Source organism: Pyxidicoccus sp. M6, from assembly GCF_055568925.1.
Map to the genome: position 1 here is coordinate 9600945 of NZ_CM145714.1, position 20777 is coordinate 9621721.

A 20777-nucleotide genomic window follows, 5' to 3' on the forward strand; every position below is an offset into this window, starting at 1 on the left:
GGAGCGTGCCATGCGCCTGAGGACGCGACTGGCCATCGCCTTCACGCTGCTGGCGGTGGTGCCGCTCGCGGTGGTGGTGCCCCCCACCCTCACCCGCCTGCGCGTCACCCTCTCGCGCGAGCTGGACGCGCGCATGGAGGCCGCCATCACCTCCGCGCAGGAGTCGCTCGAGCGCTCCAGCACCAACGCGCGCCGCGCCGTGGAGGAGCTGGTGGACAGCCCCGCCATGGAGGACCTCGCCCGCGAGGCGCGCGAGAGCCCCACCCGCGCAATCAAGGCCGGCACCGCCGAGGGGCTCATGAGGAGCCGCGGCCTCACGGTGCTCGCCCTCTTCGACCGCAACGGCACGGTGCTGTCCTCCGGCCACCTGCCCGCGCGGCGCGGAGACCCCGACCCCGCCCTCTTCGCCATCACCCGCCAGAAGGCCCCCAAGCCCGTGCCCGTCCGCGTGGAGGTGCGCACGCCGTCCGGCCTGCGCCCGCTGCCCGCGCTCGTCACCGCGCGGCCCGTGGACTACGGCGACCTGCGCCTGTGGGCCGTGGGCGGCGTGCTGCTCGATGAAGGGCTCGCGCAGCACCTCGCGCGGCTCACCCAGGCCCAGGTGTCGCTGATGTCCGGCGACACGGAGCTGGCCCGCGCCGGCGAGGCCGAGCCCCCCACCGTGGAGCGCACGCTGTCCCTGGGCGAGGCCGCCACGGTGCGCTTCGTCTTCAGCCGCGCGGGGGCGAACGAGGCCGAGCAGGGCGTCATGCGCGCCTTCCTCCTGCTGGCTGGACTGGGCGGCGCCTTCGCGGTGCTGCTGGGCCTGCTGGTGTCGCGCTGGATGACGCGGCCGGTGGAAGCCCTCACCGAGGGCGCGCGCCGCGTCGCTGAAGGCGCCCTCGACGCCCAGGTCGCCGTCGAGGCCAGCGGAGAGGTGGGCGAGCTGGTGCGCACGTTCAACCGCATGACGGGCGAGCTCAAGGCCACCACCGAGCGGCTCGTCGCCAGCGAGCGCATCGCCGCGTGGCAGGAGGTGGCGCGCCGGCTGGCCCACGAAATCAAGAACCCGCTGACGCCCATCCGCATGTCGCTGGAGACGCTGCTCGCCGCGCAGGAGGCGAAGCACCCGCGCTTCCCGGAGATGTTCAAGGAGAGCGCGGGCGTGGTGCTCGAGGAGGTGGACCGGCTGCGGCGCATCGTCGACGAGTTCAGCCGCTTCGCGCGCATGCCCAAGCCCCAGCTCGCGTCCGTGGACCTGGGCGAGCTCGTGCAGAGCGTGCTGTCGCTCTACTCCACTCCGCCCGAGGGCATCCAAATCCTCCCGTCGCTGCAGACAGGCGTGGTGGCGAAGGTGGACCGCGACCAGCTCACGCAGGTCCTGGTCAACCTCGTGAAGAACGCCGAGGAGGCGATGAAGGACAAGGGCGGCGCGCTGCGCGTGCGCGTGAAGGGCACGGAAGCGGACGCCATCATCGAGGTGGAGGACAGCGGCCCCGGCATTCCGCCCGAGCACCGCGCCCGCATCTTCGAGCCCTACTTCACCACCAAGGAGGGCGGCACCGGCCTGGGGCTCGCCATCGCCGCGCGCATCCTCCAGGAGCACGGCGGCAAGCTCGACGTCGGCGGAGAGCCCGGCCAGGGCGCGCGCTTCATCGTCGTGCTGCCTCGCGCGGAGGCCCTCGGCCCTCCGCGGCTGCGCGCGGAGTAGGCGGGACGGGCCGGGTGGCGTCCACCCCAGGCGCCATGGCGAGCCCACCAGCACTCGCGGTGACGTCGGCGTTGCCCGTCGCACGATGTGCCGACACCGCTTGTGGGTGACAGGCGCAATCTGGCTACACTGCCGCGATGCAGTCGCAGCGCCCGCGCGCCCTCATCGTCGATGACAACGTCTTCTTCGCGCGCGAACTCGGCGCGTTCCTCGAAGCCGAGGGCTGGGACGTGCAGATCGCCAACCACGCGATGCATGCGCTCGGGAGCCTGAAGTCAGGCCCTCCGCCGCACGTGCTGCTGCTGGATTTGGACCTGCCGGACATCAGCGGCTGGGGAATCTACGGCGAGCTGCTGCTCAACCCGGCCTTTCCCAAGGTGCCCGTGCTCATCGTGTCGCGCGCGACGTGGCTGCCGCAGAACGTGCCCCTCACCGGCATCCTCGGCATGGTCGAAGCGCCCATGAACCCGAGCGCGTGGGAGCGCTTCCGCGACGTCGTGCGCCCCATCCTCCAGGCCCGCGCGGAGCAGGTGCGCGCGGAGGCCGAGTAGCGCGGCCGGAGCCGCCTCGTCGCGGCTTTGATTTCGTGGGCGGCCGCCATCGCGGAAGCCGGGCCCTGGAACGCAAGAAGGCCCGTGACTTCGCGAGGAGGTCACGGGCCTTCGTCACTGCGGACGCGTGGAGCTTCGCGTCAGTCCTTGACGGGCGTGGCCTTGAGGGCGGCCTTGCCCTCCTTCACGTAGACCTGGAAGCGCACCGTCTTGCACGCGTACTTCTGGACGAGCTGCTCCTTGTTCTTGCGCAGCTTCTGCACGAACTTGTCGTACGTCAGGCCGTCGGCGGGCTCACCGCACCTCTCGCGGGTGGTGACGAACTCGCGGAAGACCTCCTGGAAGTGCTGCTCCTCGGAGAGCGCCACCGCGGAGTTGCCCAGGCCGGGCAGCGGAATCGCGGCCGGAGGCGGCGACACCGGCTGGCGCGGCGCGGGCATGGGAATGGCCTCGGACGTCGCCGGCCGGGCGCTGGCCTGGAGCAGCTCGCGCGGAATCGCCGACACGCGCGTCGTCTCCGTGTTCTCCGGCGACTGCGCGGCCGCCAGGGCGAACGGGTCCGCGGCCTGCTGCAGCGAGTACGCCGCCGTGGGCTGGTCCTCGAAGGCGAACGCGCCACGGCGCGGGGAAGCGGTGGCCAGCGGCTCCGACGGGGGCAACGTGGACGGGTCCGGCTCGAAGGGCATGGACGCCGCGGCCGCGGAGAACGGCGCGGGCGCGGGGGCCGCAACCGGCGGCGGCGCGGGGAACGGGAACGCGTCGGCCGAGCCGAACGGATCCGCCGAGGCGAACGGGTCCGCCTTGGGCGCGGGAGCCGGAGGAGGCAGCGCGAACGGGTCGCCCACCGGCGCCTGGTTCGGCGGCGAGAAGGCAAACAGGTCACCCACGGGCGCAGGGGTCGGCGGCGAGCTCGCGAACGGGTCGCTCAGGGGCGCGACGCCCGGAGCCGCCATGGCGAATGGATCCGCCGCGGGCGGCGGAGCGGGCAGCGCGAACGGGTCGGCCATGGGCGCCGGGGTCGGCGCGGGAGGCGGCATCGCGAACGCGTCCGGGGCGGCCTGGGGCTGGGCATGCGGCTGCATCGGCGCCGCGGCGGCCATGGCGGCCGACAGGCTCAGCGTGTCGGAGTTGCCCTGGACCTCGTCACCCGAGCGGCCCGAGCCCATCAGCACCGTCCACACCAGCGACAGCGCCAGCAGGCCCGCGAGGCCCATCAGCGCGCTCTGCTGGTAGCCCGCCAGCGCGCCCAGCACCGCGCGCGTGTCGGCCACGACGAGCACCTCCCACGGCGTGCCCTCGAGCGAGCGGCGCGAGCCCACCATCAGCGGAGCCTGGCCGCCCATGAAGTCGCCATTCGTGAAGGCCGGCAGCTTCACCGGACCGAAGTCCTGGAGCTGGCCGCTGCGCAGCACCACGCCGCTCGCGCCCGCGGTCACCTGCGCCAGCGAGCCCTCCGCCAGCGGCTTCTCCGCGCCCGCGGCGCCCACCACCGTGTCGCCCTTCACCAGCGCGAGCGCCGCGACACCGGACGCGTCCACCGCGGCCTGCAGCGTGCCCTCGTCCACCAGCGGCGCGCCCACCACCAGCGTGGCCAGCGGCCGGCCGCGCGAGTCACCCGTCCACCCCAGCGGCACGGACGCGAACACGTGCGGAGCGCCGAAGGCCTCCGTCACCGTCGAGGCCTCCTTCGCCAGCGCCGCCACGTCCAGCTTCGCGGTGTCCGAGGACGGCTCACCCGCGCCCACGGCGTGGAACTGCGCGTCCTGCGCCACCAGCGCCACCACCGCGTTCTTCAGCTCCTTGGGCAGCACGGCCTGCGCGGCGGTGCGCACCGCGGCGAAGCGCTCGGCGGTCAGCGGCTGCGGGCCGGACGGGCCTTCGTCATCGCCACCGCGGTCTCTCGGGTTGCGCGGCGCGGAGGGGCGGGAGGGCGGCTGCAGCTCGGCCACCGCGGAGACGACGTCCGGCGTGGCGGCCAGCTTCAGGGCCAGCGACTGCACTTCGGCGCGGCGGGCGTCCACGCGGCGCGCGACCTCGGCGGCGCCACCGGCGGCCTGGGACGTGGCACCTGCCACGGCGCGCTCGCGCATCGGCACGGACAGCATCGGCAGGTGAGCGATGCCCAGCCCGATGACCAGCAATGCGAAGACGAGGAACTTGAGGCGGACCATCGCCATCCTTTAAGCCCGAAGGGTGAAGGGTTCCGCTTATAGCGTTCACCATTCGAGGCCAGCAAGATTCGGGCAATGGACATGACAGGCCCGGCCGCCAGGTGGACGACCTGGGAGACCGGGCCTGTACCGCCTCTCACTCCGGCTAGTAGGTGGGCACGTCGGCCGCCGTGTCCTGAGGCAGGCCGTTCGTCTTCATCTCGCGCCGCCTCTCCAGCGTGCGCTTCAGCGCGTTCTCCAACCTGTCACGCGATGCGTCGATGGCCGGGAACAGCGAGTCCGCCGACTCCGTCACGTGCACCGCGGACAGGCCGGGCAGCCGCACCGTCACGCGGCACTCCTTGTCCACGCCGCCCTTGGGGCCGTTGGTGTCCACGAGCGAGATGTCGATTTCCGCCGCCTCGTCGTCGGCGAACCGCTCGATGTGGCTCACCAGGTGCTCATCCACATACGCCCTGAGGGCATCCGTCAAATCCAGGTGTACTCCACGCAGCAACACCTTCATGCAATCACCTCCGGGGCCAAAGATGGACAGCCCGGAACCCTCCGGTGAGAGGGGGCCTCGCTGCTCCCCTGCCCTCCGTCCCGCCGTGCGGCGCGTCGCCCGGAGGGGCGGGCAGGCGGAGGACGTTTCCCACCGACACGTGGGTTTCCCAGGCACATGGGTGACGAGCGAATCAAGGTCCTGCTGGTGGAGGACGACGGGGACAGCCGGGAGCTCTTGGCCGAGCTGCTCGAAACGGACTTCGAGGTGCGCACCGCGCCGGACGGAGTCGCGGGGCTCAAGGCCTTCGAGGCCGAGCATCCGGACGTGGTGGTGACGGACGAGTCGCTGCCAGGAATGCTCGGCACCGAGCTGGCGCAGCGGGTGAAGGCGCTCGAGCCGCGCGCCCGCGTCATCCTCGTGTCCGGCTACACGCAGGTGCAGGGGGCGGAGCACTGCGACGTGGTGCTGCGCAAGCCCATCGACGTGGACCGGCTCTGCGCCGCGGTGGGGCGGCTGGGCGAGGAGGCCCGGCGGTGGCTGGGCAGCAGTGAAGACGCCCGCCACTGAACGAAGTGTCTGGCCGGGGGTGCGGCTCGCGAGGGCCGGACCTACCATGTGCCTCCAGACACCACACGGGCAGGAGGGACCGTCGATGAGATACTGCGCCAGGTGCGGCTCGGAGTACGAGGACAGCGTGCAGGACTGCGCGGACTGCCCCGGCAACCCACTCCTCGTGAGCGCGGAGGAGATGCGCGCGCGGGGGCTACCGCTGCCTCATGAATTGGACCAGCGCGTCTTCGTGCGCGCGGCCACCGCGGAGGACCCCTTCACGGCGGAGGCCTTCGTGGAGGTGCTCCAGGAGGCCAACATCCCCGTGCTGGTGCGCGCCGGCCGCTCGGGGGTGGTGGACAAGCTCACCACCGGCAACATCCTCCCCTGGTGGGAAATCCTCGTGCCGGAGAACCTGGCGCCCCAGGCCATCCCCCTGCTGGAGCAGGAGCGGGTGCAGGAGCTGGCCACCACCGACGAGGCCGTCCAGGCCGCCGAGGAAGAGGAGCGCGAGGGTGAGCAGCCTCCCGCTCCGCCGCCCGCTCCCTGAGCAGGCGTGAGGGCGGGCGTCAGGGCGAGCGCACCATGGCGCTGGCGGCCGTGTCGGGCCGGTGCACCTCGAAGAGGCTGACGCCCGTCACCCTCCACTTCGCGTAGCGCGCGTTGCGGGCGAGGAACGTCTCCAGGTCCTCGTCCACCACGCGGTTGTAGCCACCGCGCGAGGCGTGGCGCAGGTACGTGCGCTTCTTGCGCTGCACCACGAAGCCCAGGTGCGTCGCGCGCGTGGCCTTCAGCGGCAGGTCCTCGCGCAGCACCACGAGGATGGTGCCGGAGGGGAGGGTGCGCGCGTGCGCCAGCACCCTCTCCAGCGGGAGCATGTTCAGCGCGAAGGTGCCCACCGGCCGCCGCTCTTTCGGCAGCCCCAGCGCCAGGGACGAGCGTGACTGCCACGTCTGCGCGGTGAGCGTCTTGGTGACGGGCACCGCGTCCTCACCGGCGTAGCGCCGCGTCACGTCCACGAGGAAGCCCTTGCGGATGTTGTTGGGCAGCCACTGCGCCTCCATGAGGTGGTTGCGGTCCTCGTAGGAGGGCGTGCTCGCGTAGCGCAGCTGCTCCAGCAGCGGCGCCACCTCCGCGTCGTTGCGCGCCAGCCCCAGCGCCAGCGACTGCTCCACGAAGGTGAGGCAGTCCACCGCGTCCAGGCGGAAGGAGGGGTCCGGGTCCACGCCCTGGCCCTCGCCCAGGGGCGACAGCACGTAGGGCGTGTTGATGAAGCGCTCGCTCATCTTGAGCACGCGCTCGGCGGGCGGCGCTTCCGGGGCCTCGGCCACCAGCGCGGCCCGCTGCTCCGCGGTGAGCCCCTCCCAGCCGTTGGGGCGGTGCGGGGTGGCCGTCGCCGTCTGCGCGGACGCGGCGGGCGACTCGAGGATGGCCTCGGCGCCCGGGTGGGACTCGGCCGCCTCGGCGGGCGGAGTGGACGGGGCAGCGGCCGGAGGCGGTGTCGCGGCGAGGGAGGCGCGGGACAGCAGCGCCAGGGACAGCAGCGTGACGGCCTTCACGGCGCGACTCCCGCCTTGCGGAGGATGGCCTTGCGCCGGTCATCCGGCAGCTGGAGCGTCTCCAACTCCTTCTCGTACGCGAGCTTCTCCTCGCCCTTCGCGTTCCACGAGGCCAGCACCAGCCAGTCCAGCATGGAGGCGTCACCGCCCTGATACAGGATGCGCGCCGCGCCCGCGGCGAGCGCGCGGTCCTTGTCCTCCAGCAGCGGCTTGAGCGAGGACGCGGCCTTCTTCGCGGCGACGCCCTCGTACAGTTGCAGCCCCTGCCGGCGCACGAAGCGGTCCTGCGAGCCCAGGAGATTCCCCGCGAAGGCGAAGCCGTCCTGCGAGCCCAGCCGGCACAGCCCCTGCGCCGCCGCGAAGCGGGTGCTCTCCGAGTCGCTCGTGAGGAACGCCTTGAGGGCCGGCGCCTGCTTCGTGTCCCCGGTGTCGCCCACGGCGGCGAGCATGGCGGCGCGGACTTCCAATTCCGGCTCCGCCTTGGCCGCCTTCACCAGCGGGGCGCCCATCTTCGGGTTGCGCGAGGCGCCCAGGGCGCGCGCCGCTTCCTTGCGCACGCCGCTGCTCTTGTCCTGGAGCAGCGGCAGCAGCACGGCGGTGTTGCGGCTGTTCAGCCGGGCCAGGCCCTGCGCGGCGTACATGCGCACCGCGCTGTCGTCGTCCGAGGCGAGCCGCACCAGGGAGGGCTCCGCGGCGCGCGTCTCCAGGCCGGCCAGCACCGCGACGAGGTTTCGGCGGGGCCGCTCCTCCAGCACCTTGCGCAACAAGGTCGTGATTTCCTCCGCCGCGTAGGGCTCCTCGCGCAGGAAGCGCAGCCGGGAGATGGCGGCGGGCACGGGGCTGCCCCGGGCGACGCCCTGGACGACCTGCTCTGTCTCCGCGCGGCGCTCGCCGCGCTTCGCGGCGGACGGGGAGGCGGACAGGGCGAGGAGCGGGAGCAGCAGCGCGAGCAGGAGGGCTGGGCGGACGGGCGGGCGCACGGGGGCGGAACGATGGCAAGCACGGCGCCGGCCGTCAAAGTCCCGCCTTCATGCCCGGCCCCCCGGTGGGCGCGGTCTGCCCGATTCTTGACCCCCCAAGGGGCGATTGATACGACCGACGGGTCCTACCCCTCTCTGTAAGAGGCGCCACCTATGAAGAAGCTGATGGTGCTGGTGGCGGTGGCGGGGGCGCTCGCCGCGTGCGGCCCCGTGAAGTCCACCGCGAACATCCTCGATGCCGAAGTGCAGATCCAGGCCGCGCGCACGGCCGGGGCCGAGAAGCTCGCCCCGTACGAGTGGACCGCCGCCAACCTGTACCTCGACAAGGCGCGCGAGGAGGTGGGCTACTCCGACTATCAGGCCGGCGTGGACTTCGCCGTGAAGGCGTCCCGCTTCGCCAACGAGGCTCGCGAGAAGTCCATGGCCACGGCGGGCAGCACGTCCGACACCCCTGGCCGGAATCCGTAGCGCAACCCCGTGACGCCCGAGCGCTCCCAGATGACGCGTCCCTCTCTTGCCACGCTGCTTCCCCTGCTCCTCGCCGTCGGCTGCGTCAGCGGCAGCAAGATTCGCGCTGACACCGAGGTGCTCGCGAACGACGTGGAGCGCGCCCGCCGTAGCGGCGCCCTCCGCTGTGCCCCGGTGGAGCTGGCCACCGCCGAGGCCAACCTCGACTTCGCCCGCGGCGAGCTGGGCCAGGGCAACAGCGGCCGCGCCGCCACCCACGTGCGCATCGCCGACGAGGCGGTGGACCGCGCGCTGGAGCTGTCGAAGAACTGCGGCCCGCGCCAGGTGCTCGTCCGCGAGCGGCCGGAGGCGCAGCAGCCGACGCAGCCCCAGCAGCAGCAGCCCCAGCAGCAGCAGCCTCCCCAGGTGGTGGTCCGCATCGAGGAGACGGACAACGACGGGGACAGCATCCTCGACAAGGACGACCCCTGCCCCGACCAGGCCGAGGACAAGGACGGCTTCCAGGACGAGGACGGCTGCCCCGAGCCGGACAACGACAACGACGGCGTGCTGGACGGCAACGACAAGTGCCCGCTCAACCCCGGCGTGCAGGAGAACCAGGGCTGCCCGCAGGAGGCGCCGAAGGACCGCGACGGCGACGGCATCGTCGACCCGCAGGACAAGTGCGCGGACCAGGCCGAGGACAAGGACGGCTTCCAGGACGAGGACGGCTGCCCCGAGCTGGACAATGACCAGGACGGCCTCGTGGACAGCGTGGACAAGTGCCCCACCGAGTCGGGCCCGGTGCAGAACGTGGGCTGCCCCATCCTCGACAAGGACGGCGACGGGCTGAACGACCCGCAGGACAAGTGCCCGGACGAGCCGGAGGACAAGGACGGCTTCCAGGACGACGACGGCTGCCCGGACCTCGACAACGACGCCGACGGCATCCCGGACGGCCAGGACAAGTGCCCGCAGGAGGCCGGCCCCGCGGAGAACGGCGGCTGCGCGGACAAGGACGCGGACAACGACGGCATCGTCGACCGGCTGGACGCGTGCCCGGATCAGCCCGGCGTGAAGGAGGAGCGCGGCTGCGCCAAGCAGTACAAGATGGTGGTCATCAAGAAGGACCGCATCGAAATCAAGAAGCAGATCCTCTTCGGCTCGGGCTCGGCGAAGATTGTCGGCAAGCAGAGCTTCGCGATTCTCGATGACGTGGCGCAGGCGATGCGGGACGCGCCGTGGATCAAGAAGATCCGCGTCGAGGGCCACACGGACTCGCTGGGCAAGGACCTGGCGAACCTGCGGCTGTCGCAGAAGCGCGCGGACTCGGTGAAGGCGCAGCTCCTGCGCCGGGGCATCGACCCGGGCCGCATCGAGGCTGTCGGCTTCGGCGAGACGAAGCCGATTGGTCCGAACAACACCAAGGCCGGCCGCGCGCAGAACCGCCGCACGGAGTTCAACATCGTCGAGTAGTGAGCGCCCTGCCCCGTCCCTCCCTGGCCGGGGCAGCAGCGCCTCGTCCCGGCTATTCCGAGGCACCGGGGTGCGGCTGCCCCATGAACGTCTCGAACTCAAGGCGCTCCAGCTTGCGCGAGAGCAGCGCCAGCCCCGTGAGCGCCGTCAGGAACACCGCCCCCGCGAAGCCGTACCCGTAGAAGCGCACGCCGAGCGCCTGCGTCAACACCGTCAGGCCCACGTTCGAGAGCAGCAGCCCCAGGGTGAGCCCCAGCGCCACCCTGCGCTGGTCCAGGTAGAAGAACACGTTGAGCGCCGCGAGCAGCAGCACCTGCCCCCCGGCCGCCACGATGTCCACCCGGTACAAGGGCAGGTGGAACGCCGAGATGCCCACCGCCCCCAACAGGCGCGGGCCCGCCAGCAGCAGCCCCAGCACCGTCAGCCCCTGCACCTTGAATATCTCGTAGAGCCCCTGTCGCACCGCGAGGACCATCTCCCCTCGCAGCCGCTCGAGCACCTCCAGGCACCCGCCCCCGCGCACCGCCGCATAGAAGGCCGCGTGCTGCTCGGCGAAGTCCGTCTCGAGGCGCACCAGGTACACGGCCATTCCCGGCAGCGTGGAGAGGCACGCGAGGAACATGGGCAAATCGTACAGCAGTGAGGCCCTGAGCGGCCCCAGCACCGGCTCCGAGGTGGAGGGATTGCACCAGAACAGCAGCTTGTCCGCCCAGAGCCCCAGGTTGTACAGCAACCCCACCGCGGCCAGGGATGCGAAGGACTGCCCCCGCCGCAGGAAGCCGAACGACACGAGCGTCCTCATGGGGTAGCGGCGCAGCACCAGCGCCAGCAGTGCGAGCAGCATCCACGCCTGCCCCACCAGGTAGCCCGCGCACAACCCCGCCATCCCGAAGCTCCGCAGCCCCAGCGCGCCGCCCACCGACAGTCCGTAGCCGAGCAGGAACGCCCAGAGGATGGCCCGGTACTCCCTCAACCCCGAGAGCATCACCACCAGCACCCAGAGGTCGCACAGCACCACGAAGCACGCCAGCAGCAGCAGCCGCACCACCACCGGCACCGGGAAGAGCAGCTCCACCGCCGCGCCCCCGAGCAGCGCCGCGCCCACCGTCGTCAGCCCCAGCGCCCCCAGCAGGTTGGGCAGCACCTGCTCCGGCCGCCCCTCGAAGAGCCGGTCCGCCACGAACCGCGACAGCATCAACTGCAGCGGCCCCGTGGCCACCAGTGAGCACGCCATCATCCAGGTGACGGCAATCAAGAAGGGGCTCGTGAGCGCCTCCCTCCGGAGCCCCGCGCCCCCCCCGATGAGCATCATCCCGCAGATGGAGAACACCCACGGGCCCGAGGAGATGAGCCCCGCGTAGCCATAGCCCCGCAGCAACCCGCAGAGGCTGTCGTCCCGCAGCATCCTCCGCAACTCAAACCCGATTCCCGCCACCCGGCCCTCCGAGCGCCGCACGGTAGATGGCGCGGTAGCTGTCGAACATGCGCCGCTCGTCGTAGTAGCCCTCCACCCTCGCCAGCCCGGCGGCCTGCGCCGCCCGCCACCGCTCCGGCTGCGTGAGCAACTCCAGCACCGCGCGCGCCGCCGCGTCCGGGTCCGCGACCGGCACCACGCGCCCCGCCGCCCCCAGCGCACGGTCCTCCGGGGTGCGGCCCTCGATGAGCTCGCGGCACGCGCCCACGTCCGTGCTCACCGCCGGCAGGCCGCTGGCGAACCCCTCCAGCAGCACCAGCGGGAGCGACTCGCTGATGGAGGTGAGCATCAGCAGGCCCAGCTTCGGCAGCACCTCCTCCGGCTTCTGGAAGCCCAGGAACCTCACCCGGCCCGCCAGCCCGAGCCCCTCCACCAGCCCCCGGCACTCCCGCGCATACGCGGCGTCCTCGTCCTCGGGGCCGATGATCCACCCCTCGGCCCCGGGCAGCCGGCTGCACACCCGCCTCAGCGTGTGGATGAAGGTGCGGATGTCCTTGATGGGGACCACCCGTCCCAGCAGCCCCACCACCGGAGGCACCCCGGCTGGACGCGCCCCCAGCAGCGGCTGGAAGCGCCGGAGCGCCACTCCGTTGGGAATCACCCGCATGCGCTCCTCCGGCGCGCCGTCCCGCACCTGCCTCCGCCGGTTGCCCTCGTGGAGCGCCACGATGGGGTCCGCCGACGCGTACGCCAGCCGCCCCACCCCCTCGAAGAAGCGAATCCACAACCGGCGCAGCGCGCCCAGCTCCCCCCGCTGACCGGGCGCGTTCGGGCCCGCCTCCAGCCAGTCCGCGCGGATGAGCTCGATCTTCCGCTCCTTGGTGTAGATGCCGTGCTCCGACAGGATGAAGGGCACCCCGCGCCGGTGCTTCAGCAATGTCCCCAGGAAGCCCGCATAGCCCGTGGAGAGCGCGTGCACGGCTCGCACCCGCGGCACCGTCCCTGCCACCCGCGCGAGCGTGAAGAGGGGCGCGTGGATGGCGCGCACCGCCCAGAAGTAGTCCACGAAGGAGGACCCGGGGCACGAGCGCGTGTAGCCCTCGCGAAGCTGCCCCCAGGCCCGCTCGCCGTGGAGCAGCTCCTCCATGGGCAGGCCCCCGGGCTCCCCGAGCGCCCGCGCCACCCGCTCGAGCAGCTCCGGCTCCAGGCGCGCCCCCTGCTCCCGCAAACACGCATGGAGCCGCACGCTGTCGGCGAAGGCCTCCTCCCGCGCCGGGCGACCGCGCGCGCGAGCCCCGGCGGCCTGCTCGTCCAGGTACACGCACTGCACGTGCACGACATTGGGAGGCAGGACGTAGCGCGGCGCCCCGTACGCGGCGCGGTTGCCGCCGATGAAGACGAGCGCGAACCGCAGCTCCCGGAAGTGGGAGACGAGCTGGTGCACCCAGCTCGACACGCCCCCGCTCACGAACGGGTAGGTGCCCTCCAGCAGCAGGGCGACGTCTGCCTCGTCCTCGGGGGAGAGCCTGGGGAGCGCGGTCATCGCCAGAGCTCCTCGAGCCGCTCCAGGCGCGGCCGCAGGCCCGCCACGGGCCCCAGCGCCCCCAGCGCGGCGCGGACGTCGCCGAAGCGCCGCCGGAGGAAGGCCACCTCCGCCTCGTAGGGGGCCACCGTGGCCGCCGCGAGCCCGCGCCGCCGTGCCTCCTCCAGCGCACGCGCCGCCGCCTCCACCTCTCCCAGCCGCAGCAGGATGCGCGCAAGCAACAGGCACGGCGCGCCCCGCTCCGGCAACAGCCGAGCGGCCTCCTCCGCGTGTCCCCGGGCTTCCTGGAGCAACCGGGGCGCGCACTCCCCCGGCACCAGCCCCAGGTACGCCAGCTCCCAGCCGCACTGCGCCCGCTCCAACCAGAGCCCTCCCCGCCGGGCGGGGGCCGCGCGCCCCAGCGCGAGGGCCGCCGCCTCCCTGCGCGCGTGGAGGCCCCGCTCCCGGGCCTCGAGCAGCCCATGGGCCAGCATCTGCACCTCGTCGGACACATCCTTCAGCGCGGCGGCCTGGAGCCGCACCGCCGTCTCGGCCCCCAGCCTCCGGGACTCCAGCAGGGCCGCCAGCCGGCGCTCCTCGTCGCCGCCGCGCGCGGGCTCGAGGAGCCCCGTCTCTGGAGCCCAGCCTTCCCGGAGGGCCGGCTCGCCCACGGCGCGAAAGCGCGCGCGCGCGGCACGCGGCACGGCCCCGAGGGGCAGCAGCAGGAACACGCCCACCGCCGGCACACCCACGAAGGGCAGGCAGGCGGATACCACGAGCAGGTAGCCCGCCACGCGCCAGGCCCCGCCCCGCAGCCGCGGCCCCGCCAGCCAGGCACCGCCCCAGGCGGCCGCCAGCGCGGCCATGGCGTGGGGCACTCCGTAGGCCAGCCCGTCCCCGGTGCGCACCAGCCCCACCCAACCCAGGACCTCCAGGCAGGCGGAGAGCCCCACCAACGCCTTCGCGCCCACGCGCCTCATGCGTCCTCCGGAGATGGGCGGAGGTGCTCCGCGACGCGCGGAACCACAGGCTCCAGCCGAGGCACCTCGAGCCTCGTGGCCCGCCGCCCGGGTCCGGGCACGCCCTCGCGCGAGAGCAGCTCCCCCAGATGCCGTCCCAGCTCCGCCAGCAGCCGCAGCGTCTCGTCGGTGAAGGAGATGAATTGCATCTCGCGGATGGCCAGCACGCCCCGGGCGCGCCCGCGCTCGTCCACCAGCGGGAGGGCCGCCAACAGCCCCGAGTCCTCGCAGCCCTGCGCGAAGGAGCACACGCTCACCATGCGCCCGGCCCGCAGGGCCTCGCGCACCAGCGGCTCCTCCTCGCGGACGCGGCAGGCCCCGAGCTCCGCGACGGGCTCCGCCACCCACCGGCCCTCCTCGAGCGCATGCAGCGCCGCCGCCTGCACCCCGCAGTGGCTGGCCACCAGCCCGAGCAGCGTCTCCCCCGCCGCGCGAAGGGGCTCCCCCGCCGCGGCGGAGGCCTCCAGCCGGGACAGCAGCTCGCGCAGGCTCGGCGCGCCCCCGGCGAGCCGCTCCTCCAGCCGCGCGTGCGAGGCCCGCAGCAGGTGCCGTTCGCGGGACAGCCGCTCGCAGCGCACGCGGTCCTCCCGGGACTGGAGTTCCCCGCGTGCGAGCCTCCGGCGCCAGCGCCCATGGAACTCACCCGCGACCACCGCCGCCACCAGCAGGCCGAGGCACGCCTCCGCCCAGGCCTCCGAAGCGCCGGCGGGCAGCGCCATGCAGAGCCCCAGCGCCACGGCTCCGCCCAGTCCGTGCGCCACGCCGTGCTGGAGCCCCCCCACCACCACCACCAGCACCGGCCAACTGAACGGCCCCCGGAGGAAGTACGGGTCCTCCGGGTGGAGCCAGTTCCCCAGGAGGGACGCGGCCACCGCCAATGCCACCGTCTCCCCCCAGCGCCACGGAAGGGACGCCAAGCGACTTGCCTCGAACGCCATCGAATCCTCCAACCTCATGGACGTCCCCCGGGGCGGGACGCGAACCGGTACTCCCAGGCCAGCTCCACGCCCGCCGAGGCTCGCGTGACACCCTCATGGAGGGCGTTGCCGGCGGAGAGCCGGAGCTTCAACCCTCCAGCGGACGCCAATGGCATTCCCGCCGCCAGCCGCAGGACGTAGCCGGGGCGCCCCTCCGGCCAGAGCCAGCCGCCCCAGGCGTCCGCGCTCCACTCGGGACCTCCCGTGGGGTTGTGCCGCTCCACGAGCAGCCCGGCTCCCGCCTGGACGGAGCGCTCGGGCAGGGACATCCGCCACCGGTGCACCGCCGCCCCCGACAGGCGCACCCGGGCCTCCACTCCGGACACCGCCCAGGGCCGCTCCCACCGCAGCGCCCCACCCAGGCCCTCTCCCAGGCGTGCCCAGTCCCGTGTCCGGTACCACCGCCCCTCCACCGTGGCGGTGAGCTCGCCGCCCACGCGTGACCCCAGGCCGAGACTTCCCGTCAGCCGGTGCCGCGTCCCGCCCAGGCGCGTGCGGGTCAGCTCGTCCGCGGGCTCGCCCCAGGCGGCACCGGCCTCCCACCGCACCCTCGGAGACGCTTCCCACCGCTGCCGCACGAGCGCGGAGGGCCGCACGCCGCCCCCGGAGAGCGACAGCTCCACCTCCGTGGCCCGCCGCTCGGGGCCCAGCGACGTGCCCACGGAGAGCACCGTCTCCCGCGACTGTCCCCCCGCCCCGGGCCCGTCCAGCAGCGCGTGGGCGACGCGGGCGCGCCACAGGCTCTCACCGGGCCCCGTCAGGCGGCCCTCCAGGGCCGTCCACCACAGCGACAGCCCGCCGTGCCGCTCCGCCGACGTGGACAGCCGCACGCGGGCGTCATACCGCTCCCCCAGTTCGCGCGCGTGCACCTCGAGCGCCTGGAGCTGGGCCTCCGACAAATCCGTCCTGGGCGCCGTGGCGAGCAGCGCCCGCGCCCGCGCGCCATGTCCCAGCCACCGCTCGGCGGCGATACGGTCCGGCAGGGACAGCTCACCGCCACGCGTCTCCAGCAGCGTCTGGATGGCCGCCGCGTCCCCCTCCTCCCACCCCAGCCACAACAGCCCCCGGGCCGGCGGCCGGCGGCCCGCGTCGCGAATGCGGGCGAGCCAGTGGCGCACCGCGTCCCCGTCCTCCCGCGCCAGGGCGCGCTCCAGGGCCCAGTCCTGCACGGCCGCGGAGCCTCCCGCGCGCGCTCGCAGCGCCTCGGCCCAGGAGGCCGGGGCGCCCCCGTACCGCTCCGCCAGCCGCACCACCTCCAGCACCTTCATGAGTGCCTCGCGCTCCGGAAGCCGGCCGAGCGCCGCCTCCACCTCGGGACGCACGCGCGGCAGCGCCTCGCGCCAGCTTTGCCGGGCCGCCTCCGGCTCGCCGGCTTCTTCCAGGGCGCGCGTGAGGACGACGCGGGCCCAGCCCTCTTCGGGCCGCGAGCGCGCCCAGCGCCCGAACCACTCCGCGGCCTCCCGCCTCCGCCCCAGGCGCTGAAGCGCGCGGGCATAGGGCTCGAACCAGGCGGGCTCCTCGCGGGCCTCCGCCTCCCACTCCGCCAGCCGCGCGGCGAGCTCGGGACGCCGCTCCAGGTGCCCCAGCACCCGCAGCAATCCGAGCCGGGGGGCCAGCTCACGCCCGCTCGCAGCGAGCGCCTGGAGGTACCGCCTGCGGGCCTCCTCCAGCCGGCCCTCGCGCTCGGCCACGAGCCCTGTCCTGGCGAAGAGCCGGGACAGGCGCAGGGCGGCGAGCGCGTCCCCGGGCGCCCGGGCCCGCACGACCTGGTAGGCCGCGAGGGCCTCCTCGTCCACGCCCAGGCTCCAGGCGAGCTCGGCCAGCAGACGCCAGGCGCCGAGCGCCTCCGGCCCCCGTCCCATCCGCTCACGCCCCTCCCGCAGCCGCGCCAGCGCCTCGGGCGCCCGGCCCATCCGCCAGAGCAGCTCGCCCTGGGCCCGGAGCGCCTCGGCCGGCACCTCGGGCTCCAGCGCCCGCCACGTCTCGAGCGCGGCGGACAGCCGGCCCTGGCGATCCTGGAGCCGCGCGAGCCGGCGCCGCCACTCCAGGCCCCGGCCCTGCTCGGCCGACAGCACCGCCTCCGCGCGCTCCGGCGCTCCGAGGCGCTCCTCCGCCTCCACCAGCAGGGAGAGCTGCTCGTCCGTCAGCGCCGCGCGCCGGGCCCGGACGGACAGCACGTCCACGAGCGCGCGCGTGTCCGAAAGCCCCAGGGCGAGCGACACCGCGCGAGCCACCGGGCCCGGCGCGCCCTCGCGCATGGCGAGCCGGCGCCAGGCCGCCAGCTCCCGCTCCGGAGCCCCCGCCCACCCGGCCACCCGCGCCAGCCACTCCCACTCCGCCATCTCACCCGGACGCAGCCGGACGAGCCGCTCGCAGGCCTCCAGCGCCCCGGGGAGGTCGCCCGTGGCGAGCGCCACCTCGCGCCGCCGCTGCCATCTCCCCGCGTCCCCCGGCGCTCCCGCCGCGAGCGCGGCGGACCAGCGGTTCGCGTCCTTCGGGGCCCCTCGGGACAGCGCCAGCGCCACCATCTCCTCGAGCAGCTCCGCGTGCTCCGGGAAGCGCCGGTGCAGCCGCTCCGCCAGCGCCACCGCCCGGGCCGCGGGCAGCCCGCGCGCGGTGGCGAGCGCCCGCCGCGCCAGCTCCACGCCCTCGGACTCCTCGCGAGCCGCTTCCGCCCCGTGTGTCCAGGCCTCCGCCGCGCGCGCCGCCTCGCCCGCGGCGAGCCACTGCCGGCCCGCCTCGCGCAGCCACTCCACCCGGCGCTCGGGCACCTGCGCGGCGAGCGCCTCCGCCGCGCGGGCCGACACGTCGGGCCGGCCCAGCTCCAGCGCCACCCGGTGGAGCCACTCCCGGGTGCTGGAAGACAGGGGCTCGCGCAGGAGGGCCTCCAGTGTGGCGCACAGCCCGGAGGCCCTTCCGGGGTCCGGAGCCTGGCGCCAGCCTGCCAGCGCGCCCTCGAAGAGGATGAGGCGGGCCTCGCGCTCCAGCGCCCCGCCGTGGGAGAGCAGCGGCGCCAGCGTCGCCCGCGCCTCCTCCTCGCGGGCGAGCCGCGCCTGCGCCCGCGCGAGCCGCAAGCGCAGCTCCCTCTCCCCGGGCCGCGCCTCGAGCGCCGCGCGCAGGTAGGCCAGCGCGACCTCATCCGTCCCCTGGCCGTCCGGCATGGCCAGCACCCGCCCGGCCTCCGGCAGCAGCCCATAGAGCAGGGCGCCCACCAATCCCGCGAGCGGGAGCATCAGCCCCGGCCCCGCCAGGCGCGGGCGCTCAGGGGCAGACGAGGCGCGCATCGCCGGTATCCAGCCTGGGGAAGCGGAAGACGAGCACGCCCGCCTCGGGGACTCCTGGAACGGAGCCGGAGGGGCCCACGAGCCGGCAGCCCTCCGGGACGCCCGCCAGCGCGAGTGAAACCGGGAGGTGGCCCCGCAGGCGCAGGCGCAGCGGCGGCGAAGCGCTCCAGGACTCGAGCGGCGCGTTGGCCCAGGCGAGCACCGGCTCCCGGGGGGGCTCCGGGGAGAGGACGAGCTCGGCCTCGGGGGCCGAGAGGCTCACGTAGCGTCCCTGGGGCGCGTCGACGAAGCCAGCGACGCCCGTGGAGCGCAGGAGCGCCGGCCAGCCCAGCCCGGGGGGCAGCCGGAGGGTGCGCAGCGCGCCGAGCCCCCGCACCCGCCAGGAACCGTCGAGCCGGCGTGAGAGGGTGGCGCGCGCGAAGCCCTCGGCGCGAGCCCGGTACTCTCCGAGCCACAACGGCAGGGTGGGTTGGGCCAGGGCCCAGTCACGGAGCGACGCGAGCGCCCGGAGCCCCGCGGGCGAGGCGCAGGCCTCCACCGGGAGGTAGAGCGCGAGGGGCGTGAGGCGCCGGGGCCGCTCGGTGCGCTCGAGCACCTCGGTGAGCCGGGCATAGGCATAGGGTGGCCGGGCCAACCGCTCGTACGCCCGGGCATCGGCCAGCGGCGCGCAGACCCGGGGCGGCCCTCCCCGCGCCCCGGGGGGCGCCAGCAGGGGCGGCACCGCGGTGAGGGAAGGGCTGCCGAGGTCCAACCGCCCGAGGTCGCCGCCTACCGGCGCGGGGGGCTCCACCAGCTCCAGATGTGGCAGCCGGGCCAGCCGCCGCGCCAGCTCCCGCAGGCGGGAGGTGCGCAGCACGTCCCGGGACAGGACGACGGTGGCCGGCAGCGGGGCGCGCGCCAGCAGCGCCTCCAGCGCGAGCTGCCCGGCCGGCGGCGCGCGTGGCCCCCCGGCCGGGGTGGCGAACCCCTCCCCGTCCACGTGCACCACCTGAAGCCGCCGGCCATTCTCCGTGGTGACGTCGGGAATGGGGAAGGGCTCGGGCGCGAGCGCCGCCTCCAGGAAGGCGAAGGGATTGAGCACCCAGCGCCGCTGTCCCGCGAAGCCCTCCTCCAGCGCGTAGGCTCCCGAGGCGATGCCCCCCCAGGAGCCGGTGAGCACGGCCGCGGCCTCCTGGCCCGCGTCATCGGCCACGGACAGGTGCACGCGCACGGTGGGCGACACCGCCCGCAGCTCCGGCAGCACATGCGGGTGCACCGCCGGGAGGGCCTCGAAGCCCACCAGCCCATCGGCGCGGCCCATGCGCAGCGCTCCCACGAGCCGCGTGAGCGCCAGCCCCCGGCGCGCGAGGAAGGCCGGCTCGAGCGCGAAGCCCACCTCGCCCAGGAGCGCCACGCGCACTCCGTCCTCCCGCTGCCGCTCCAGCCAGCCCCGCAGCGCCTCGGGACGCTCCAACGGGACGCCGGACACCCAGGCCACCACGCCCGCGTAGCGCCCGGCGAGCGGCGCCTCCGGCAGGGGACCGCGCAGGTCCAGGTAGTCCAGCGTCAGACCCAGCGCCTCCAGGGGCATGGCGAGCAGTTGGTGAAGCGAGGAGCTGGCGGGCGCTCCCTCCGCGCCGTCATAGAGCGCCAGCACCTTCCGGGGGACGACCTCCGTCGCTCCGACCCCGAGGATGTCGAGGCTGGCGTTGGTGACATACGGGATGAAGCCCAGGGCCTGGATGCTCCGGGCCACGGCCCGCGCCCGCTCGCGCTCGGCCGGAGGGACGTAGTCAATCACCACCACCGGCAGCCCATCTCGCTGCTGCACCTCCTCGAGGCGCGCCAGCAGCCACGCGCGGTCCTCCTCGGGGACCAGCTCATAGCGCTGGGCGGCGGCGTTCCAGCGCGAGAAGAGGCTTTCGGCCACCAGGCCCTCCGCCAGGGACGCCACCTCGGGAAAGAGCTCGAAGCCGCGGTTTAGCAGCAGCCGGATGCCTGGCAGGCGCTGGTGCAGCTCGCGCAGGAGCTCCACGAGGGCCCGGATGCGGGCCCGGCGCACGTCCTCGGGCGCGGGCACCGCGAGGGGGCTGTCGAGCGTGTCGAGGAAGAGGCCGCGATAGCCGACCGCCCACAGCGCCTCCGCCCTCGCGAGCAGGAAGGCGCGGACGTCTTCCTGGAGCGGATCTATCACCGAGCTGCCCCAGGCCGCGTTCTCCGCCAGAATCCACGAGGGCCGCACCTCGGCGTACGAGGGGCTGCTCCGGCTCACCTCGCCAATGCTGACGTAGGCGAAGACGGTGCTGGACTCCTGGAGCGCGGAGAGCTCCCCGGCACCCACGTTCCCCGCTTCGACCACCACCTGGCTGAAGTGGGAGAGCTCGGCCACCGGAGGGTGCGCGCCATAGAAGAACGCGATGCCCGCGGGCTCGCCGGCCGGGGCCGGGGATGGGTGCGCGCACGCTGAGGATGCGAGCGCGCACATGATGAGGAAGTACGACGACACCGTGTCCCTGGCGGTGTCCGGACCCATTTCCACCTCCGAAATCATCAGGGCCGGGGTGGAGGGCACCCGCCCTCCCTCCTGATGGATGGCGACGCGCAGATCTGGGGCCGGTGCCGGGCCCCCACCATCAGCCCCGGGGCGCAGGCCGAACATCGCCTGGAGACAG

16 protein-coding genes are annotated in these 20777 nt (G+C 74.3%); 6 read left to right on the plus strand and 10 right to left on the minus strand.

What is annotated here, in order from left to right; translation table 11 throughout:
* The first annotated feature begins 10 nt into the window (after positions 1-10).
* Positions 11-1690, plus strand: a complete 1680-nt coding sequence (locus tag ACVTJA_RS37675; protein WP_465827443.1) for an ATP-binding protein — start codon at positions 11-13, stop codon at positions 1688-1690.
* 137 nt (positions 1691-1827) lie between these two features.
* Positions 1828-2241: a response regulator gene (locus tag ACVTJA_RS37680; RefSeq protein WP_465827444.1), complete on the plus strand. Its 414-nt coding sequence runs from the start codon at positions 1828-1830 to the stop codon at positions 2239-2241.
* Positions 2242-2381: 140 nt separating this feature from the next.
* On the opposite strand, the gene ACVTJA_RS37685 is transcribed toward ACVTJA_RS37680, so the two are convergent.
* The gene (locus ACVTJA_RS37685; RefSeq protein WP_465827445.1) at positions 2382-4412 is read right to left on the minus strand and encodes an MXAN_5187 family protein; all 2031 of its coding nucleotides are present in this window, start codon (positions 4410-4412) and stop codon (positions 2382-2384) included.
* A 145-nt stretch (positions 4413-4557) separates the two neighbouring features.
* On the minus strand, positions 4558-4917 hold the full coding sequence (gene hpf / locus ACVTJA_RS37690; protein WP_465827448.1) for a ribosome hibernation-promoting factor, HPF/YfiA family: 360 nt from the start codon (positions 4915-4917) through the stop codon (positions 4558-4560).
* Between the two features lie 156 nt (positions 4918-5073).
* Between hpf and ACVTJA_RS37695 the strand changes: the two genes are divergently transcribed.
* Positions 5074-5466, plus strand: a complete 393-nt coding sequence (locus ACVTJA_RS37695; protein WP_465827450.1) for a response regulator — start codon at positions 5074-5076, stop codon at positions 5464-5466.
* 85 nt (positions 5467-5551) lie between these two features.
* Positions 5552-5998: a putative signal transducing protein gene (locus ACVTJA_RS37700; protein ID WP_465827452.1), complete on the plus strand. Its 447-nt coding sequence runs from the start codon at positions 5552-5554 to the stop codon at positions 5996-5998.
* A gap of 19 nt (positions 5999-6017) precedes the next feature.
* Here the strand turns inward: ACVTJA_RS37700 and ACVTJA_RS37705 are convergent, their stop codons facing one another.
* Positions 6018-7007, minus strand: a complete 990-nt coding sequence (locus ACVTJA_RS37705) for an N-acetylmuramoyl-L-alanine amidase-like domain-containing protein (RefSeq protein WP_465827453.1) — start codon at positions 7005-7007, stop codon at positions 6018-6020.
* Positions 7004-7987, minus strand: a complete 984-nt coding sequence (locus ACVTJA_RS37710; protein WP_465827455.1) for a HEAT repeat domain-containing protein — start codon at positions 7985-7987, stop codon at positions 7004-7006. Before ACVTJA_RS37710 ends, ACVTJA_RS37705 begins: the two co-directional genes overlap by 4 nt.
* 153 nt (positions 7988-8140) lie before the next feature.
* Between ACVTJA_RS37710 and ACVTJA_RS37715 the strand changes: the two genes are divergently transcribed.
* Positions 8141-8455, plus strand: coding sequence for a DUF4398 domain-containing protein (locus tag ACVTJA_RS37715; RefSeq protein ID WP_465827458.1), 315 nt, complete (start codon positions 8141-8143; stop codon positions 8453-8455).
* Between the two features lie 30 nt (positions 8456-8485).
* Positions 8486-9910 carry an OmpA family protein gene (locus ACVTJA_RS37720; RefSeq protein WP_465827460.1) on the plus strand — a complete coding sequence of 475 codons (1425 nt, stop codon included), beginning with the start codon at positions 8486-8488 and terminating at the stop codon, positions 9908-9910.
* A 52-nt stretch (positions 9911-9962) separates the two neighbouring features.
* Here the strand turns inward: ACVTJA_RS37720 and pelG are convergent, their stop codons facing one another.
* Genes pelG through ACVTJA_RS37750 form a run of 6 tightly spaced genes read right to left on the minus strand, consistent with a single transcriptional unit; the run spans position 9963 to position 20677 of the window.
* Positions 9963-11315: an exopolysaccharide Pel transporter PelG gene (gene pelG, locus ACVTJA_RS37725; protein ID WP_465827463.1), complete on the minus strand. Its 1353-nt coding sequence runs from the start codon at positions 11313-11315 to the stop codon at positions 9963-9965.
* Between the two features lie 10 nt (positions 11316-11325).
* Entirely contained in the window at positions 11326-12867 is a 1542-nt protein-coding gene (gene pelF / locus ACVTJA_RS37730) for a GT4 family glycosyltransferase PelF (RefSeq protein ID WP_465827465.1), read from the minus strand.
* The gene (locus ACVTJA_RS37735) at positions 12864-13826 is read right to left on the minus strand and encodes a tetratricopeptide repeat protein (RefSeq protein ID WP_465827467.1); all 963 of its coding nucleotides are present in this window, start codon (positions 13824-13826) and stop codon (positions 12864-12866) included. The genes pelF and ACVTJA_RS37735 overlap by 4 nt, the downstream gene beginning before the upstream one ends.
* Positions 13823-14782, minus strand: a complete 960-nt coding sequence (locus tag ACVTJA_RS37740) for a GAF domain-containing protein (RefSeq protein WP_465827470.1) — start codon at positions 14780-14782, stop codon at positions 13823-13825. Before ACVTJA_RS37740 ends, ACVTJA_RS37735 begins: the two co-directional genes overlap by 4 nt.
* Positions 14783-14817: 35 nt before the next feature.
* Positions 14818-18126: a tetratricopeptide repeat protein gene (locus ACVTJA_RS37745; RefSeq protein WP_465827472.1), complete on the minus strand. Its 3309-nt coding sequence runs from the start codon at positions 18124-18126 to the stop codon at positions 14818-14820.
* Positions 18104-20677 carry an endo alpha-1,4 polygalactosaminidase gene (locus ACVTJA_RS37750; RefSeq protein WP_465827474.1) on the minus strand — a complete coding sequence of 858 codons (2574 nt, stop codon included), beginning with the start codon at positions 20675-20677 and terminating at the stop codon, positions 18104-18106. The genes ACVTJA_RS37745 and ACVTJA_RS37750 overlap by 23 nt, the downstream gene beginning before the upstream one ends.
* Positions 20678-20777: the final 100 nt, after the last annotated feature.

Bases quoted from the DNA above. Each gene is read 5' to 3' on its own strand.
- ACVTJA_RS37745 (WP_465827472.1), bottom strand. From the start codon at position 18,126: ATGCGCGCCTCGTCTGCCCCTGAGCGCCCGCGCCTGGCGGGGCCGGGG.
- hpf (WP_465827448.1), bottom strand. From the start codon at position 4,917: ATGAAGGTGTTGCTGCGTGGAGTACACCTGGATTTGACGGATGCCCTC.
- ACVTJA_RS37715 (WP_465827458.1), top strand. From the start codon at position 8,141: ATGAAGAAGCTGATGGTGCTGGTGGCGGTGGCGGGGGCGCTCGCCGCG.
- ACVTJA_RS37720 (WP_465827460.1), top strand. From the start codon at position 8,486: ATGACGCGTCCCTCTCTTGCCACGCTGCTTCCCCTGCTCCTCGCCGTC.
- pelG (WP_465827463.1), bottom strand. From the start codon at position 11,315: ATGCTGCGGGACGACAGCCTCTGCGGGTTGCTGCGGGGCTATGGCTAC.
- ACVTJA_RS37680 (WP_465827444.1), top strand. From the start codon at position 1,828: ATGCAGTCGCAGCGCCCGCGCGCCCTCATCGTCGATGACAACGTCTTC.
- ACVTJA_RS37675 (WP_465827443.1), top strand. From the start codon at position 11: ATGCGCCTGAGGACGCGACTGGCCATCGCCTTCACGCTGCTGGCGGTG.
- pelF (WP_465827465.1), bottom strand. From the start codon at position 12,867: ATGACCGCGCTCCCCAGGCTCTCCCCCGAGGACGAGGCAGACGTCGCC.
- ACVTJA_RS37700 (WP_465827452.1), top strand. From the start codon at position 5,552: ATGAGATACTGCGCCAGGTGCGGCTCGGAGTACGAGGACAGCGTGCAG.
- ACVTJA_RS37685 (WP_465827445.1), bottom strand. From the start codon at position 4,412: ATGGTCCGCCTCAAGTTCCTCGTCTTCGCATTGCTGGTCATCGGGCTG.
- ACVTJA_RS37695 (WP_465827450.1), top strand. From the start codon at position 5,074: ATGGGTGACGAGCGAATCAAGGTCCTGCTGGTGGAGGACGACGGGGAC.
- ACVTJA_RS37735 (WP_465827467.1), bottom strand. From the start codon at position 13,826: ATGAGGCGCGTGGGCGCGAAGGCGTTGGTGGGGCTCTCCGCCTGCCTG.